The 13,259-nt window shown below is 55.0% G+C and carries 19 protein-coding genes; 12 read left to right on the forward strand and 7 right to left on the reverse strand.

The features are described 5' to 3' along the window. Positions 1-3: 3 nt before the first annotated feature. From MJ923_RS15790 to mlaF, 6 genes are read right to left on the reverse strand one after another with little or no spacing between them, the layout of a single operon-like run. Positions 4-261 carry a BolA family protein gene (locus tag MJ923_RS15790; RefSeq protein ID WP_126168261.1) on the reverse strand — a complete coding sequence of 86 codons (258 nt, stop codon included), beginning with the start codon at positions 259-261 and terminating at the stop codon, positions 4-6. 23 nt (positions 262-284) lie between these two features. Beyond that, positions 285-575 carry an STAS domain-containing protein gene (locus tag MJ923_RS15795; protein WP_240591904.1) on the reverse strand — a complete coding sequence of 97 codons (291 nt, stop codon included), beginning with the start codon at positions 573-575 and terminating at the stop codon, positions 285-287. Continuing rightward, entirely contained in the window at positions 572-1,216 is a 645-nt protein-coding gene (locus MJ923_RS15800) for an MlaC/ttg2D family ABC transporter substrate-binding protein (RefSeq protein WP_240592059.1), read from the reverse strand. The genes MJ923_RS15795 and MJ923_RS15800 overlap by 4 nt, the downstream gene beginning before the upstream one ends. Positions 1,217-1,229: 13 nt before the next feature. Beyond that, entirely contained in the window at positions 1,230-1,700 is a 471-nt protein-coding gene (gene mlaD / locus MJ923_RS15805) for an outer membrane lipid asymmetry maintenance protein MlaD (RefSeq protein ID WP_126168263.1), read from the reverse strand. Positions 1,701-1,740: 40 nt separating this feature from the next. Continuing rightward, positions 1,741-2,523: a lipid asymmetry maintenance ABC transporter permease subunit MlaE gene (gene mlaE / locus MJ923_RS15810; protein ID WP_126168264.1), complete on the reverse strand. Its 783-nt coding sequence runs from the start codon at positions 2,521-2,523 to the stop codon at positions 1,741-1,743. Further along, positions 2,510-3,322, reverse strand: a complete 813-nt coding sequence (gene mlaF / locus MJ923_RS15815) for a phospholipid ABC transporter ATP-binding protein MlaF (protein WP_240591905.1) — start codon at positions 3,320-3,322, stop codon at positions 2,510-2,512. Before mlaF ends, mlaE begins: the two co-directional genes overlap by 14 nt. A gap of 181 nt (positions 3,323-3,503) precedes the next feature. Between mlaF and MJ923_RS15820 the strand changes: the two genes are divergently transcribed. From MJ923_RS15820 to mgtE, 12 genes are all read left to right on the forward strand, one after another. Beyond that, positions 3,504-4,466 (forward strand): calcium/sodium antiporter, encoded by a 963-nt coding sequence (locus MJ923_RS15820; RefSeq protein WP_240591906.1) that lies wholly within the window; start codon positions 3,504-3,506, stop codon positions 4,464-4,466. A gap of 45 nt (positions 4,467-4,511) precedes the next feature. After that, on the forward strand, positions 4,512-5,489 hold the full coding sequence (locus tag MJ923_RS15825; RefSeq protein WP_240591907.1) for a KpsF/GutQ family sugar-phosphate isomerase: 978 nt from the start codon (positions 4,512-4,514) through the stop codon (positions 5,487-5,489). After that, positions 5,489-6,037 (forward strand): 3-deoxy-manno-octulosonate-8-phosphatase KdsC, encoded by a 549-nt coding sequence (gene kdsC, locus MJ923_RS15830; protein WP_420854493.1) that lies wholly within the window; start codon positions 5,489-5,491, stop codon positions 6,035-6,037. The genes MJ923_RS15825 and kdsC overlap by 1 nt, the downstream gene beginning before the upstream one ends. Then, the gene (lptC, locus tag MJ923_RS15835; protein WP_240591908.1) at positions 6,034-6,591 is read left to right on the forward strand and encodes an LPS export ABC transporter periplasmic protein LptC; all 558 of its coding nucleotides are present in this window, start codon (positions 6,034-6,036) and stop codon (positions 6,589-6,591) included. Before kdsC ends, lptC begins: the two co-directional genes overlap by 4 nt. After that, a complete protein-coding gene (gene lptA / locus MJ923_RS15840; RefSeq protein WP_240591909.1) occupies positions 6,578-7,138 on the forward strand; it encodes a lipopolysaccharide transport periplasmic protein LptA in 561 nt (186 codons plus the stop codon). Before lptC ends, lptA begins: the two co-directional genes overlap by 14 nt. After that, positions 7,135-7,866, forward strand: coding sequence for an LPS export ABC transporter ATP-binding protein (lptB, locus tag MJ923_RS15845; RefSeq protein WP_126168271.1), 732 nt, complete (start codon positions 7,135-7,137; stop codon positions 7,864-7,866). Before lptA ends, lptB begins: the two co-directional genes overlap by 4 nt. A 114-nt stretch (positions 7,867-7,980) precedes the next feature. Beyond that, complete coding sequence (locus tag MJ923_RS15850; RefSeq protein ID WP_240591910.1) at positions 7,981-9,465, forward strand: RNA polymerase factor sigma-54; 1,485 nt, start codon at positions 7,981-7,983, stop codon at positions 9,463-9,465. Positions 9,466-9,495: 30 nt separating this feature from the next. Continuing rightward, positions 9,496-9,783 carry a ribosome hibernation promoting factor gene (gene hpf / locus MJ923_RS15855; RefSeq protein WP_126168273.1) on the forward strand — a complete coding sequence of 96 codons (288 nt, stop codon included), beginning with the start codon at positions 9,496-9,498 and terminating at the stop codon, positions 9,781-9,783. A gap of 2 nt (positions 9,784-9,785) precedes the next feature. Then, positions 9,786-10,229, forward strand: a complete 444-nt coding sequence (gene ptsN, locus MJ923_RS15860; RefSeq protein ID WP_240591911.1) for a PTS IIA-like nitrogen regulatory protein PtsN — start codon at positions 9,786-9,788, stop codon at positions 10,227-10,229. Next, positions 10,226-11,077 carry an RNase adapter RapZ gene (gene rapZ / locus MJ923_RS15865; RefSeq protein ID WP_240591912.1) on the forward strand — a complete coding sequence of 284 codons (852 nt, stop codon included), beginning with the start codon at positions 10,226-10,228 and terminating at the stop codon, positions 11,075-11,077. Before ptsN ends, rapZ begins: the two co-directional genes overlap by 4 nt. Then, positions 11,064-11,339, forward strand: coding sequence for an HPr family phosphocarrier protein (locus tag MJ923_RS15870; RefSeq protein WP_126168276.1), 276 nt, complete (start codon positions 11,064-11,066; stop codon positions 11,337-11,339). Before rapZ ends, MJ923_RS15870 begins: the two co-directional genes overlap by 14 nt. 147 nt (positions 11,340-11,486) lie before the next feature. Continuing rightward, positions 11,487-12,851 (forward strand): magnesium transporter, encoded by a 1,365-nt coding sequence (gene mgtE / locus MJ923_RS15875; RefSeq protein ID WP_240591913.1) that lies wholly within the window; start codon positions 11,487-11,489, stop codon positions 12,849-12,851. 8 nt (positions 12,852-12,859) lie between these two features. Here the strand turns inward: mgtE and MJ923_RS15880 are convergent, their stop codons facing one another. Continuing rightward, entirely contained in the window at positions 12,860-13,246 is a 387-nt protein-coding gene (locus MJ923_RS15880) for a hypothetical protein (RefSeq protein ID WP_126168278.1), read from the reverse strand. Positions 13,247-13,259 lie beyond the last annotated feature (13 nt).

A 13,259-nucleotide genomic window follows, 5' to 3' on the forward strand; every position in this document is an offset into this window, starting at 1 on the left:
TCTTTAGAGTGACATATTGAAGACTTTTTCCCGCTTCCACTGAGTGGGGGTAAAAGTCTTGATAGACAGGGCGTGCAGGGCACCGCTGGTGATCTGCTCCATCAGAGGGGCATAAATGGCCTGTTGTTGCTTGATACGGCTCATGCCATCGAAGCATTCGCCAACGGCGATAACCTGATAATGGCTGCCATCTGTGGTGACATGTACTTCGTCGAGACCCAAAGCCTGGGTCAAAATTTCTTCAATCTGTTTGCAATCCATGAATGAACTGAACCTTAGTTGCGCTAGGCTTCTTCCACGAAGAAGGCTTCCAAATCGTACAGGGCGATCAGTTTAGCAAGCTGAGCGGAAGGTGACACCAACTGCAGCTTCTGGCCCCGGTTTTGGGCACGTTGCCACAATTCCAGCAAAAATGCGATACCGGCGCTGTCACTATAGGACAGTTGCCGCAAATCCAACCGGGTTGCCCCGGCCGGGATCAGCTCGTCAAGCCTGGGCCAGAGGTCGCGCACGACCCCATGGTCCAATCGCCCTGACACCTCACAGCGGTCAGCATTCAGGGTCAGACTGATCAATTTGCTGCCGCCTTGGTCGCGCGGCTCACCGGCGTGTTGGCCTTGTCGTTGAGCATGGTAATCACATGCTCAATGCCTTTCTGGCGGATAAGACCTGTGATTTCTGACTGCTTGGATTGCAGCAAACTCACGCCCTCGGCCACCAAGTCAAAGGCCTTCCAGGTGTCGTCTTTAAGGCGACGGGCCTTGAACAGCAGCTTAATGGGTGGACGGCCATTTTCAATGATGCGAACGTTCACATCGACAATCTTTTCGTCGGAGAATTTGGCACCCGGTGCGTACTCCACAGTTTGATTGGTGTACTCGGTAAAGGCCTGGGCGTAGGTGGTCACCAAATACGCCTCGAAGGCATCCACAAAGCGGTTGCGTTCATCTTCCGAGGTATCACGCAGATACTGGCCCAGCACCTTATAAGAGGCGTAACGGTAGTCGATGTAGGGCATCAACTCTTCGCGCACGATCACCTTGAGGTGGTTGGCATCGGCATCAATTAGCGCCTTATCAGCGTGAAAACGCTTGAAGGTTTTGTCGGCCACAACCTGGATCATCTCGTACGGATTCGTGCCATCCACAGGTTCGGCCTTAGCCACTGCGGCAAAACAAAATACGCTTAAAATCAGTGCAATGACTGTTCTGAACATCATGATTCTCCTGTTACTCCTTGGACCCCATGCTGTAGAGGAACTGCCCGATCAGGTCTTCCAGTACCAGAGCCGATTTGGTGTCGGCGATCCTGTCCCCATCTTTCAGCATGGCAATATCATCATCAACAAACCCCGGGGTTAAGCCGAGGAACTGCTCTCCAAGCAGGCCCGAGGTCAAAATCGACAGGCTGCTGGTGTCCGGAAAATTGCGGTAACGGCCATCCATCGACAGGGTTACCACGGCCACCAGACGCTCAGGATCCAGCTCAATATGGCTGACCCGGCCGACTACCACGCCGCCCACTTTCACCGGCGAGCGAACCTTGAGTCCACCCACGTTGGAGAAGCGTGCGTACAGGGTATAATTACTTTTACCCGCCTGCACATCGACGTTGGCTACTTTGAAAACCAACACCAGAAAGGCGGCTATCCCGGCAAGCAGGAAGAGCCCCACCCAAATCTCAACTTTCCGTGACAACATGCTAAAGTTTCACTCCTTGCAATTAGCTGAACGCCAGGTGTTACCCGAACATGAGGGCGGTCAGCAGAAAATCCAATGCCAGTACGGCAAGACTCGACTGCACTACAGTTGAAGTTGTGGCTTTGCTGATCCCTTCAGGATTGGGCACAACTTCATAACCGCGGTACAGGGCAATCCAGGTCACCACCAGGGCGAACACCAGGCTCTTAATCAAACAGTTTACTATGTCCTGACGCCACTCAACGGACGCCTGCAGAATCGACCAGAAGGCGCCATTGTCGATGCCTTTCCACTCAACCCCCACGATATGACCGCCCCAGATCCCAACGGCAGTAAACATCAGTGCCAGCAGCGGCATGCTGATCACACCCGCCCAGAACCGCGGCGCAATAATCTGTCGCAGCGGATCCACCGCCATCATCTCGAGGCTCGAAAGCTGCTCGGTACTTTTCATCAAACCGATTTCGGCGGTCAGCGCTGAACCTGCGCGGCCGGCAAACAGCAGCGCAGTGACCACGGGGCCAAGTTCCCGCAGCAAACTCAAGGCCACCATGGGGCCCAGGCTTTCTTCGGTGCCAAAGTCCACCAAAATGGTGTAACCCTGCAGCGCCAATACCATGCCGATAAAAAGGCCTGAAACCAAAATAATCAGCAGCGACTGCACCCCAACCACATAGAGCTGCTTTACCAGCAGCGGCAAGCCTTTGGCTGGCCGGGGCATAGCCACAACCGCGCCCCAGAGCATCAATCCTGCCCGGCCCATGCCGGACACCTGATTTATGGCGCCGCGCCCCAGGCGCGCAACTGCATCAATCAACGCCACCACAAAGCTCCTTCATATAATCTGCGGCCGGATAATGAAACGGCACAGGTCCATCGGGTTCACCACCAATAAACTGCCTCAGCTGCGGATTATCCGACGCCTTGAGTTCAGCTGGCGATCCCTGGGCAATAATGCGTTTATCCGCAATCACATACACATAGTCGGCAATGCCAAGCACCTCGCCCACATCGTGGGAGACCACCACAGAGGTGAGATTGAGCGCATCGGACAATTCGCGGATAAGCTTTACCAGCACCCCCATAGAAATCGGGTCCTGACCGGCAAAGGGCTCATCGTACATCACCATTTCAGGCTCAAGCGCAATCGCCCGAGCCAGTGCAGCCCGGCGCTGCATACCGCCGGAAAGCTCGCTCGGCATCATCTGCGCTGCACCGCGCAGGCCCACGGCTTCAAGCTTCATCAGCACGATGCGGCGAATAATGGCTTCATCCAGCCCAGAGTGCTCGCGCAGGGCAAAGGCCACGTTGTCAAACACGTTCATGTCGGTAAACAAGGCGCCGCTCTGGAACAACATGCTCATACGTTTACGCAGCGCAAACAGTTCACTGCGGCTGATTTGATGGATATTGATGCCATCAAACAGCACTTCGCCGCGGTCAGGCAATAACTGCCCGGCCATCAGCTTAAGCAATGTGGTTTTACCAATACCGCTCGGCCCCATGATGGCGGTCACCTTGCCACGGGGAATGCTCAGACTGATATCGTCATAAATGATGCGCTCACCGCGGCTGAAACCCAGATTGCGGATTTCCACCAAGGTGTCGACCTCGTGATTCATGATGGTTCCCTGATGTCTATGAAGTGATATTCGGCCATCCTGGCGCGCAACGGAAGAGGGGCAAATTGTACGGAATTGCCCTGATTGCGACAACCGCTTACACACTTCCGGCCCCGAATACTTTCAATTTGCCTGATTTCCAGCGAAAATGCGCCTTGGTATTCATGGATTTTGTCAATAAATGTTACTCAACGTGTTTATGCTTGTTGCAGGCTTGGCGGTACTGGTTTGGAGTGCTGACAAGTTTGTTTACGGCGCTGCCGCCTTCGCCCGTAATCTGGGTCTGCCCCCTATGCTGATTGGCCTGACGATTGTGGCCATGGGAAGTTCCGCCCCCGAAATGTTTGTTGCCGCCACCGCCTCTATGGACGGCATGCGCGACACCGCCGTGGGTAACGTACTGGGCTCCAACGTCGCCAACATCACCCTGATTTTGGGTGTGACCGCCATGATAGGCGCCATTGCCGTAAGCTCGCAGACGCTGAAACGGGAAATCCCGATGATGCTGGCTGCCACTGCTCTGGCCGGTTATTTCCTCCATGACGGCGTGCTTGACCGTAACGAAGGCATTATTCTTGCCGTGGCCTTTTTTGCGCTGATGGCCTATCTCATCTGGCACGCGCTGACCAACAAGGACCCGGATCCCCTCGCCGAGGAAGCCGATGAAGAAATTCCCCGTGATGTTCCTACCTCCAAGGCCTTGATTTGGCTGGTAGTGGGCATAATATTGCTGCCATTATCCGCCGATTGGATGGTGGATGGCGCCGTGGGCATTGCCAAGTACTATGGGCTGTCGGATCTGGTGATAGGCTTGACCATCATCGCCGTGGGTACCAGTCTGCCTGAGCTTGCGGCCTGTGTGGCCAGCGCGCTCAAGAAGGAAGACGACCTGGCCATCGGCAATATCGTCGGCTCCAACATGTTCAATATTCTGGCGGTGCTGGCACTGCCCGGACTCATCGCCCCCGGCGTTGTCGACGCCCAGGCCGTAACTCGCGACTTTTATATGGTGATGGCCACCAGTGTCGCCCTGGCCTTATTTGTACTGATGAGTGGTAAAGACCGGGAACTCAAGCGCTGGCATGGCGCCATTTTCATGGCCATTTTTATTGGTTATCAGTACGTGCTGTTCCAGGCAAACTGATCCTTGGCCGGTCGGCTGAATGCCGACACAGACAGAGAGACAGATATGGTAGACAGAACGCAACTGCGCCAGTGGGGCAGAAAGGTTATCGATGTAGAAAAGGCGGCACTGGACAACCTGTACCAGTTTGTCGACAGCGACGCCTTTGCCGATGCCTGCGAGCTTATCCTCAACTGCACCGGCAAGGTGATTGTGATGGGCATGGGCAAGTCGGGCCACATTGGCAATAAGATTTCCGCCACTCTGGCCAGTACCGGCACCCCGGCCTTTTTTGTGCACCCGGGTGAAGCCAGTCATGGCGATCTTGGGGTGCTCAGCGAAAACGATATAGTGCTGGCCATTTCCAACTCAGGTGAGTCTGATGAAATCCTCACCCTGATGCCCGTTATGAAGCGTCGCAGCATTCCGGTTATCGCCATGACCGGCAAACCCGGCTCAACCATGGCCAAACACGCCAAGCTGCATCTGTGTATACAAGTGCCGGAAGAGGCCTGTCCACTCGGTCTGGCGCCCACATCCAGTACCACAGCCACCCTGGTGATGGGCGATGCCCTGGCCGTTGCCCTGCTGCAAGCCAAAGGCTTTACCAAGGATGATTTCGCCATGTCTCATCCAGGTGGCGCCCTGGGTCGCAAGCTGCTGCTACACGTGAGTGACGTGATGCATCGCGGCGATGAGCTGCCTCTGGTGCGTGACAATATCTGCATCACTGACGCCCTGTATGAGATATCCAAGAAAGGCCTTGGCATGACCGCCATTGTCGATGCCGATGGCGCCTTGGTGGGCATTTTCACCGATGGCGATCTGCGCCGGGTGATTGATGCGCAAATCAATCTGCGTCAAACCAGCATTGCCGATGTGATGACCCGCAACTGCATTACCATCAAGGACAGCATTCTGGCTGCCGAAGCGCTGCAATTGATGGACGAGAAAAACATCAACGGCCTTATCGTGATTGACAGCCAGCGCCGCCCGGTCGGTGCACTCAATATGCTCGATATGGTCAAGGCGGGGGTTATCTGATGCGTGAAGGACTCTACGGCCCCATTGCCGAGGATATTTGGCACAAGGCAAGCCAAATCAAGCTGCTGATTTGCGACGTGGATGGCGTCTTTTCCGACGGCCGCATTTATCTTGGCAATCAGGGCGAAGAGCTAAAAGCCTTCCACACCCGCGATGGCTATGGCGTTAAGGCGCTGCAGGGCGCCGGTATTGCAGTGGCGGTGATCACCGGCCGCAACTCCACCATAGTGCAAAACCGCATGACAGCGCTGGGTGTAAAACACATTTATCAGGGTATCGACGATAAGTTTGTCCCCTACAAAGAGCTGCTGAGCCTGTATAACGTCAGCCCGGCCGAAGTGGCTTATATTGGTGATGACATGGTCGACCTGCCGGTGATGAAAGCCGTAGGCCTTGGGGTTTGTGTGGCCGATGGCCATCCATTTGTGGCCCGCAATGCCGATATGCTGACATACCTGCCGGGTGGGCGCGGCGCCCTGCGCGAGCTTGCCGACCTGCTGCTGATGAGCCAGGACAAGTTTGACTCTGCCCATGGGATGAGCGTATGAACCGGGTGACCCTGGCTATTATCCTGCTGTTTGGTACGGCGCTGGCGCTGTATTGGCAGGTGCAAAGCAAAAAGGCAAGCCAGCCCCAGCCTACTGCTTCGGTACAAAAACCCGATTATGTGGCCACCGACCTTCGCAGCATCAGCTACGATAGCGAAGGCAAACTCGAAAGCCGGGTAAGCGCTTCCTACATGGAGCACTTCGACGGCGATGCCCAGACCCTGTTCACCCAGCCGGTGTACACCTTGTTTCCACAAGATGGTAAAGGCGAGTGGCGTCTCAGCGCCAAAATCGGCAGACTGGACAAAGCAAGCGACAGAGTCATGCTGGAGCAGGACGTGCTGATTGAAGCTATCAGTTTCAACGAGCCACTGCGGCAGCTCAATACCAGTTATCTGGAGCTGGATCTCAAGACCATGATCCTGACTTCCGAACAAGAAATTTTAATCAGCGGCAATAACTTCCATATGAGTGGCGTCGGCCTGCATGCCGACCTCAATGCGCAGGAAGTGAAGCTTTTAAGCAAGATTAAGGGAACCTATGAACCTCAATAAGTCGCTTATTTTGGTGCTGCTGTGTACCTGCAGCGCCCTGGCGCAGGCCAACACCAAATTCGATTTAACTCAGGAAGTGAAAATCGCGGCCGCCAACAGCTACGCCGATTTGAAAAACAAACGCATCGTCTACGAAGGTCCGGTAACCCTGACCCAGGGTAGTTTGGTGCTCAAGGCCGACGAGCTCAGTTCCTACACAGATGAGAAGACCGGCAAGCGCATTCTGCTCGCCAAGGGCAAGCCCGCCACCTACAGCCAGCAGGTGGAAGATGGCCGCACAGTGCAGGCCAGCGCCAATGAAATCAGCTACAACATCGACAGCCGCATCATGGGCCTTAAGGGCAGCGCTGAAGTCGAGCAGGATGGCAGTAAGGTGAGCGCCGACTCCATCGTCTATGACATCGAAAAGCAGCAGCTCAGCTCGCAAAGCAGCGGTAAAAAAGACGATCAGGTGATCACCATCATCAAACCTGAGAACTACCAGCAGGAATTGCAGGACAAAGGCGAGCAAGACCAGCCTCAACCCCAGAAAGAGAAGCAGCAATGACGGCACTGACCCTGAAGGCCAGCAACCTCGCCAAGAGTTACAAAAACCGTCAGGTGGTCAAAGATGTCAGCCTCACGGTGAATACCGGTCAGGTGGTTGGCCTGCTCGGCCCCAACGGTGCCGGTAAAACCACCACCTTCTACATGGTGGTGGGTCTGGTGCAAAGCGACAAGGGCAGTATTCACATCAATGACGATGACCTGACCCTCGACCCCATGCACCTGCGAGCCCGCAAAGGCATTGGCTACCTGCCCCAGGAGGCCAGCATCTTCCGCAAGCTGTCGGTACGCGACAACATCATGGCCGTGCTGCAGATGCGTAAAGAGCTCAGCAGCGATGAGCGTGAAGAGTTGCTCGAGCAACTGCTGGAAGAGTTCCACATCACCCACATCCGCGACAACGCCGGTATGTCACTCTCAGGTGGTGAACGTCGCCGGGTGGAAATTGCCCGTGCACTGGCCGCCAACCCACGCTTTATCCTGTTGGATGAACCCTTTGCCGGGGTTGACCCCATTTCGGTTATCGATATCAAAAAGATTATCGAACAGCTGAAAAACCGCGGTCTTGGGGTGCTTATTACCGACCACAACGTGCGTGAAACCCTGGATGTGTGTGAAAAAGCCTACATCGTCAGCCACGGCAGCCTGATTGCCGAAGGCACACCTGCCGAGATCCTGGACAATCAGCAAGTGCGTGCAGTGTACTTGGGTGAGCAATTCAGGCTATAGTTAAACAACAAAGCCTACCGTCTCATATCCGGTAAATCAGGGTGGCTATTGGCCGAAGAACCTGATAGATAAAAGCTTTCTACCTGAATTATTTAGTGAAGGATCCGCAGTACGATGAAAGCGTCGCTCCAGCTCAAACTGGGACAACAACTCACCATGACGCCACAGTTGCAGCAGGCCATTCGTCTGCTTCAACTCTCCTCGCTTGAACTGCAACAGGAAATTCAACAAGCCCTCGACGCCAATCCGCTGCTGGAAATGGACGATGATCGCCTCGATGGCGATCAGTACGATGCCGATGGCGGCGACAAAGAGTTCGACGACAAATTCGATGAAGGCTCAGTATCAGCCAGCGCAGGTGATTCCGCTTCGGTAGAAACCTCCGAAGCCGTGACTCAGGAATCCATGCCGGATGAACTGCCCATGGACACTACCTGGGATGAAGTCTTCACCGCCGCTCCGGTTGCCGGCCCCGGCATCAGTCGCGACGACGACATGCCATTTCAGGGCGAAACCAGCGAAGGCCTGTACGAACACCTCGAATGGCAGAAAAATCTCACCCCTTTTTCGGATACCGATTTGGCCATTGCCACCGCTATCATTGATGCCATTGACGAAAAGGGCTATCTGACCCAAAGCCTGGATGAAATCCTCGAGGCCGTGGGCGATGAAGAGGTTGAGCTGGACGAAGTCGAGGCTGTGCTCAAGCGCATTCAACACTTCGATCCCATTGGTGTTGCAGCAAGGGATTTGGCCGAGTGCCTGCTGATCCAGCTGGGGCAGTTTGCCGCTGATACGCCGCATCTGGATAACGCCAAGCTGCTTATCCGTGAGCATCTGGACCTGATTGCCAACCGCGACTTCCGCACCCTGATGCGGAAAACCCGCCTCAAGGAAGAAGAACTCAGAGACGCCATAGTGCTGATCCAGAGTCTGAATCCCCGTCCGGGCGAGAACGTCACCAGCACCAAGGAAGAGTACGTGATCCCTGACGTGTCGGTGAGCAAAAAGAATGGTCGCTGGGTGGTGGAGCTGAACCCGGATTGCATGCCTAAACTGAGTGTGAATCAGCAGTATGCAGCGCTGGCGCGCACCAGCCGCAATCAGTCAGACAGCCAGTTTATCCGAGGCCATCTGCAAGAGGCCAAGTGGTTTATCAAGAGTCTGGAGAGCCGCAACGACACCCTGCTCAAGGTGGCCAACTGCATAGTGCAATTCCAGCAGGGCTTTTTTGAGTACGGTGAAGAGGCCATGAAACCCATGGTGCTCAACGATATCGCCGAGGCGGTGGAAATGCACGAATCCACCATCTCCAGGGTCACCACTCAAAAGTACATGCATACCCCGCGGGGTATCTTTGAACTGAAATACTTTTTCTCCAGCCATGTCGGAACCGAAGATGGCGGAGAGTGCTCTTCTACTGCAATCCGCGCCTTTATCAAAAAGCTGGTTGCAGCGGAAAACCAGAAGAAGCCGTTAAGCGACAGCAAGATGGCAGAACTTCTGGCGGAACAAGGAATCAACGTTGCCCGACGCACCATCGCCAAATACCGAGAGGCGATGCTGATACCACCGTCGAATCAGCGTAAGAGTTTGTAACCCAACCGAGGTCATTGGAGGAAAGTGTCTATGCAAATCAACCTGACAGGGCATCACATCGAAATCACCGACTCACTGCGCGACTACGTAGAGAGTAAATTCTCCAAGCTTGAACGCCATTTCGAACAGATCAATAATGTGCACGTTGTTCTCAATGTTCAGAAATTGCAGCAAATCGCAGAAGCCAAGCTTCACCTCAACGGAGGCGAAGTATTCGCCACCTCAGAACATGAAGACATGTACGCCGCCATTGACGCCCTGATTGATAAACTGGACCGTCAGGTAATTAAACACAAAGAGAAACTGACCAAACATTAACGATGGAACTAAGTACCATCCTGGCGCCGGAGTGCACTAGCTGTGCCACTCCGGGCAGCAAGAAAAAGGTACTGGAACTGATTAGCGATCTCGCCGCAGCCCAGTACCCTTCCCTCTCTTCCCAAGAGATCTTTGAAAGCCTGCTGGCCCGTGAAAAAATGGGTAGCACCGGCATTGGTAATGGCATTGCCATTCCCCATGGTCGCCTGGGTAGTATCGACAAACCTCTCGCCGTACTCATCAAATGCGAAGAAGCCATTGGCTACGATGCCATCGACAAACAGCCGGTGGACATACTGTTCGCGCTGTTGGTGCCATCTGACCAATGCCAACAGCATCTGAGTACCCTGGCAGCCATGGCCGAAAAGCTCAACGACAAGCAAGTGTTGAAGCAACTGCGTAAAAGCCATGATGAAAAGGAACTCTACCAGGTAATCACAGGATGAAACTCGTCATCGTTTCCGGCCGCTCCGGCTCAGGGAAATCCGTTGCCCTGCGGGTACTGGAAGACCTCGGCTATTACTGCGTCGATAACTTGCCGCTGACCCTGATGGGCCCCTTACTGGAGCAGCTCAAAGGCAGCAGCGACAAGGTCGCCATCAGTATCGACATTCGCAATATGCCTGAGCAGGAAAAAGCGCTGGAACAGGAGCTTGCCAAACTGCCGCCAGGGGTTGAGCTCACCAGTTTCTTCCTCAACTCCAGCGATAAGGTGCTGCTGAAACGCTACAGCGAAACCCGTCGTCTGCATCCATTGTCACGCAGCAAAGTGTCACTTCAGGAAGCCATCAAACTCGAAGGCAAACTGCTTGAGCCTGTGTCGCAATTGGTGGACCACTACATAGACACCTCCAATCTGAACGTCTATGAGCTGGCCGATGCCGTCCGGCAAATTCTGCTGGGGCGCACCGACAAAGAGCTGGTGATCATCTTTGAATCCTTTGGCTTCAAGCATGGCATGCCCACCGAGGCCGACTTTATGTTCGACGCCCGTTTCTTGCCAAATCCGCACTGGGAGCCAGCCCTTCGGCCGATGACCGGATTGGATGAGCCAGTGAAGCAGTTTTTGGAGCGTCAGGTACTGGTCAACAAGTACATCTGGCAAATCGAAAACCTGCTGGAAACCTGGCTGCCGCATCTGGAGCGTAACAACCGCAGTTACCTGACCATCGCCATAGGTTGTACCGGTGGTCAGCACCGCTCGGTATACATTGCCGACCAGCTGGCCAAACGTTTTGCCAACTCGCACCATAAGGTCGAAGCACGCCACAGGGAACTCGATGCCAAGGCTTGAGCGCGATATCACCATAGTCAATAAACTCGGATTACATGCCCGTGCCGCCACCAAGCTGGCGGTACTGGCGTCTGAGTTCAAGGCCAGCGTCACCCTGGTACAGGGTGAAAAACAAGCCTCGGCCGCCAGCGTACTGGGGCTGCTGATGCTGGAATCCGGCATGGGCAAAACCATCCATATCATTGCCGAAGGCGATGAGGCCGAGCAGGCCATGGACGCCATCTGCAACCTTATCAACGCCTGCTTTGACGAAGAGTGCTAAAAGCCCTCACACGACAGCAGGCTATAGCGCCACTCCTCCCCTCAACTAAAGCCATCGCAGCATATTGCACTGCGCATTAGCGCCAATCTTCGTCTATCCCTCTATATTTGCTACCATATTGCCAATTCATCTCTTTGGGGAAAGGCGATGCCATTGGAACTTCTGGATAACGAACAGACCGAACTCAGACTGAGCCAGCTCAACGAGGCGCTCGGTAGCGGCATGTTTGTGCACGTGCGGCAAATGCTGCTCAATATGGCCGCCTCAGATATTGCGCTGGTGCTCGAATCCTCGCCGCCGCGCACCCGCCAGGTACTGTGGCAACTGATTGACCCCGAACTCGCCGGTGAAGTGCTTGAAGAGCTGGGCGAAGAGATGAAAGACAAGTTCATCCGCCAGATGAGTCCTGAGCGTCTGGCCCGGGCCGCCGCCGGTTTGGACACCGACGATCTGGCCTACATACTGCGATCGCTGCCGGACAGCCTCTATCGGCAAGTGCTGCAGTCCATGTCCAGCCAGGACCGGCTGCGTGCCGAGCAGGCGCTGTCTTACCCCGAAGAGACCGCCGGCGGCATCATGAACACAGATACTGTCACCATTCGTCCCGACGTGAATGTGGATGTGATACTGCGTTATCTGCGCCTGCGCGGCTCCCTGCCCGAGGCCACCGACATGCTGTATGTGGTCGACAAGCAGGACGTGCTGATGGGCGGGGTAACCCTGGCTTCACTTCTCACCTGCGACCCGGCCACCCCTATCCGCGAGCTGATAAATGAGAGCATCGATGGCATTCCGGTCAGCATGTCGGATACCGAGGCGGCTGCGCTGTTTGAGCGCCACGACTGGGTGTCAGCCCCTGTGGTTGATTCCGATGGCAAGCTGCTGGGGCGGATCACCATCGATGACGTGGTCGATGTGATCCGAGAAGACGCCGAACACTCGATGATGGGCATGGCAGGGATGGATGATGACGAAGACACTTTCGGCCCTGTGCTGAAAAGCAGCGCCCGCCGTTCGCTGTGGTTGACGGTGAATCTGTTCGCTGCCCTGCTGGCCGCCTCAGTAAGCAATATGTTTGAGTCTACTCTGGAGCAATTTGCCACCATCGCGATTCTGATGACCATAGTGCCCAGCATGGGCGGTGTGGCGGGTAATCAAACCCTGGCGCTGGTGATCCGCGGCATAGCCCTTGGCCACATTGGTCAGAGCAACTCGCGTTGGCTGATTGGCAAGGAGCTCGCCATCGGTTTTTTAAATGGCCTGCTGTGGGCAGTGCTGGTGAGCCTGGCGGTGTGGCTGTGGAAGGATGACATCCGCCTCGGCGCCCTGATTGGCGGCGCCATGTTGATCAATATGACCATTGCGGGCCTGGCCGGTGCCAGTATTCCACTGCTGCTGAAAAAGCTTAAGATTGACCCGGCGCTCGCCGGTGGCATGGTGTTGACCACGGTAACGGATGTGATTGGCCTGTTTGCCTTTTTAGGCTTGGCAACGGCCTTTTTGATGCGTTGAGCCTTGATTCAGGGAGCGGGCAGCCACTCAATGTCCGGCTGGTTTTCGCCGGACAACACCGACACACACTCTTTTTTGGTAACCACCAAAAACTCCCGTGGCGACAAATGGCTGCTGGCCATAAAGCCGCTGCGTTTACTCTCCTGCGCCAGCCAGCCGCCCTCAGACAACTGAAACAGCCAGCCATTGGATAGACTGAATTCGGCCCAGAACTCCAGCAAATCGCCTTCGTCCAACAGCCGTATGCCCATCACCTTATCGAAGCTCACCACACAGCGTTTGCCCTCGATAACCAGCGACAGTTTCAGCATTCCCATACCGTAATCCAAAGAGGAGAGGTGCACCTCTTCTCCCAGACGATCTACAGCCAAGGCAACACCACGGGGATGACTCATGCTTGCCAGACTC

It is taken from the genome of Shewanella zhuhaiensis (assembly GCF_022484835.1).
Classification (GTDB): Bacteria; Pseudomonadota; Gammaproteobacteria; order Enterobacterales; family Shewanellaceae; genus Shewanella; species Shewanella khirikhana.

Coding starts and splice junctions, on each gene's coding strand:
- lptB (WP_126168271.1), top strand. CDS start 7,135: ATGACGGCACTGACCCTGAAGGCCAGCAACCTCGCCAAGAGTTACAAA.
- mlaF (WP_240591905.1), bottom strand. CDS start 3,322: ATGAATCACGAGGTCGACACCTTGGTGGAAATCCGCAATCTGGGTTTC.
- MJ923_RS15820 (WP_240591906.1), top strand. CDS start 3,504: ATGTTACTCAACGTGTTTATGCTTGTTGCAGGCTTGGCGGTACTGGTT.
- MJ923_RS15790 (WP_126168261.1), bottom strand. CDS start 261: ATGGATTGCAAACAGATTGAAGAAATTTTGACCCAGGCTTTGGGTCTC.
- rapZ (WP_240591912.1), top strand. CDS start 10,226: ATGAAACTCGTCATCGTTTCCGGCCGCTCCGGCTCAGGGAAATCCGTT.
- kdsC (WP_420854493.1), top strand. CDS start 5,489: ATGCGTGAAGGACTCTACGGCCCCATTGCCGAGGATATTTGGCACAAG.
- lptC (WP_240591908.1), top strand. CDS start 6,034: ATGAACCGGGTGACCCTGGCTATTATCCTGCTGTTTGGTACGGCGCTG.
- MJ923_RS15880 (WP_126168278.1), bottom strand. CDS start 13,246: ATGAGTCATCCCCGTGGTGTTGCCTTGGCTGTAGATCGTCTGGGAGAA.
- hpf (WP_126168273.1), top strand. CDS start 9,496: ATGCAAATCAACCTGACAGGGCATCACATCGAAATCACCGACTCACTG.
- MJ923_RS15870 (WP_126168276.1), top strand. CDS start 11,064: ATGCCAAGGCTTGAGCGCGATATCACCATAGTCAATAAACTCGGATTA.
- mlaD (WP_126168263.1), bottom strand. CDS start 1,700: ATGTTGTCACGGAAAGTTGAGATTTGGGTGGGGCTCTTCCTGCTTGCC.
- lptA (WP_240591909.1), top strand. CDS start 6,578: ATGAACCTCAATAAGTCGCTTATTTTGGTGCTGCTGTGTACCTGCAGC.
- ptsN (WP_240591911.1), top strand. CDS start 9,786: ATGGAACTAAGTACCATCCTGGCGCCGGAGTGCACTAGCTGTGCCACT.
- MJ923_RS15850 (WP_240591910.1), top strand. CDS start 7,981: ATGAAAGCGTCGCTCCAGCTCAAACTGGGACAACAACTCACCATGACG.
- MJ923_RS15800 (WP_240592059.1), bottom strand. CDS start 1,216: ATGTTCAGAACAGTCATTGCACTGATTTTAAGCGTATTTTGTTTTGCC.
- MJ923_RS15825 (WP_240591907.1), top strand. CDS start 4,512: ATGGTAGACAGAACGCAACTGCGCCAGTGGGGCAGAAAGGTTATCGAT.
- mgtE (WP_240591913.1), top strand. CDS start 11,487: ATGCCATTGGAACTTCTGGATAACGAACAGACCGAACTCAGACTGAGC.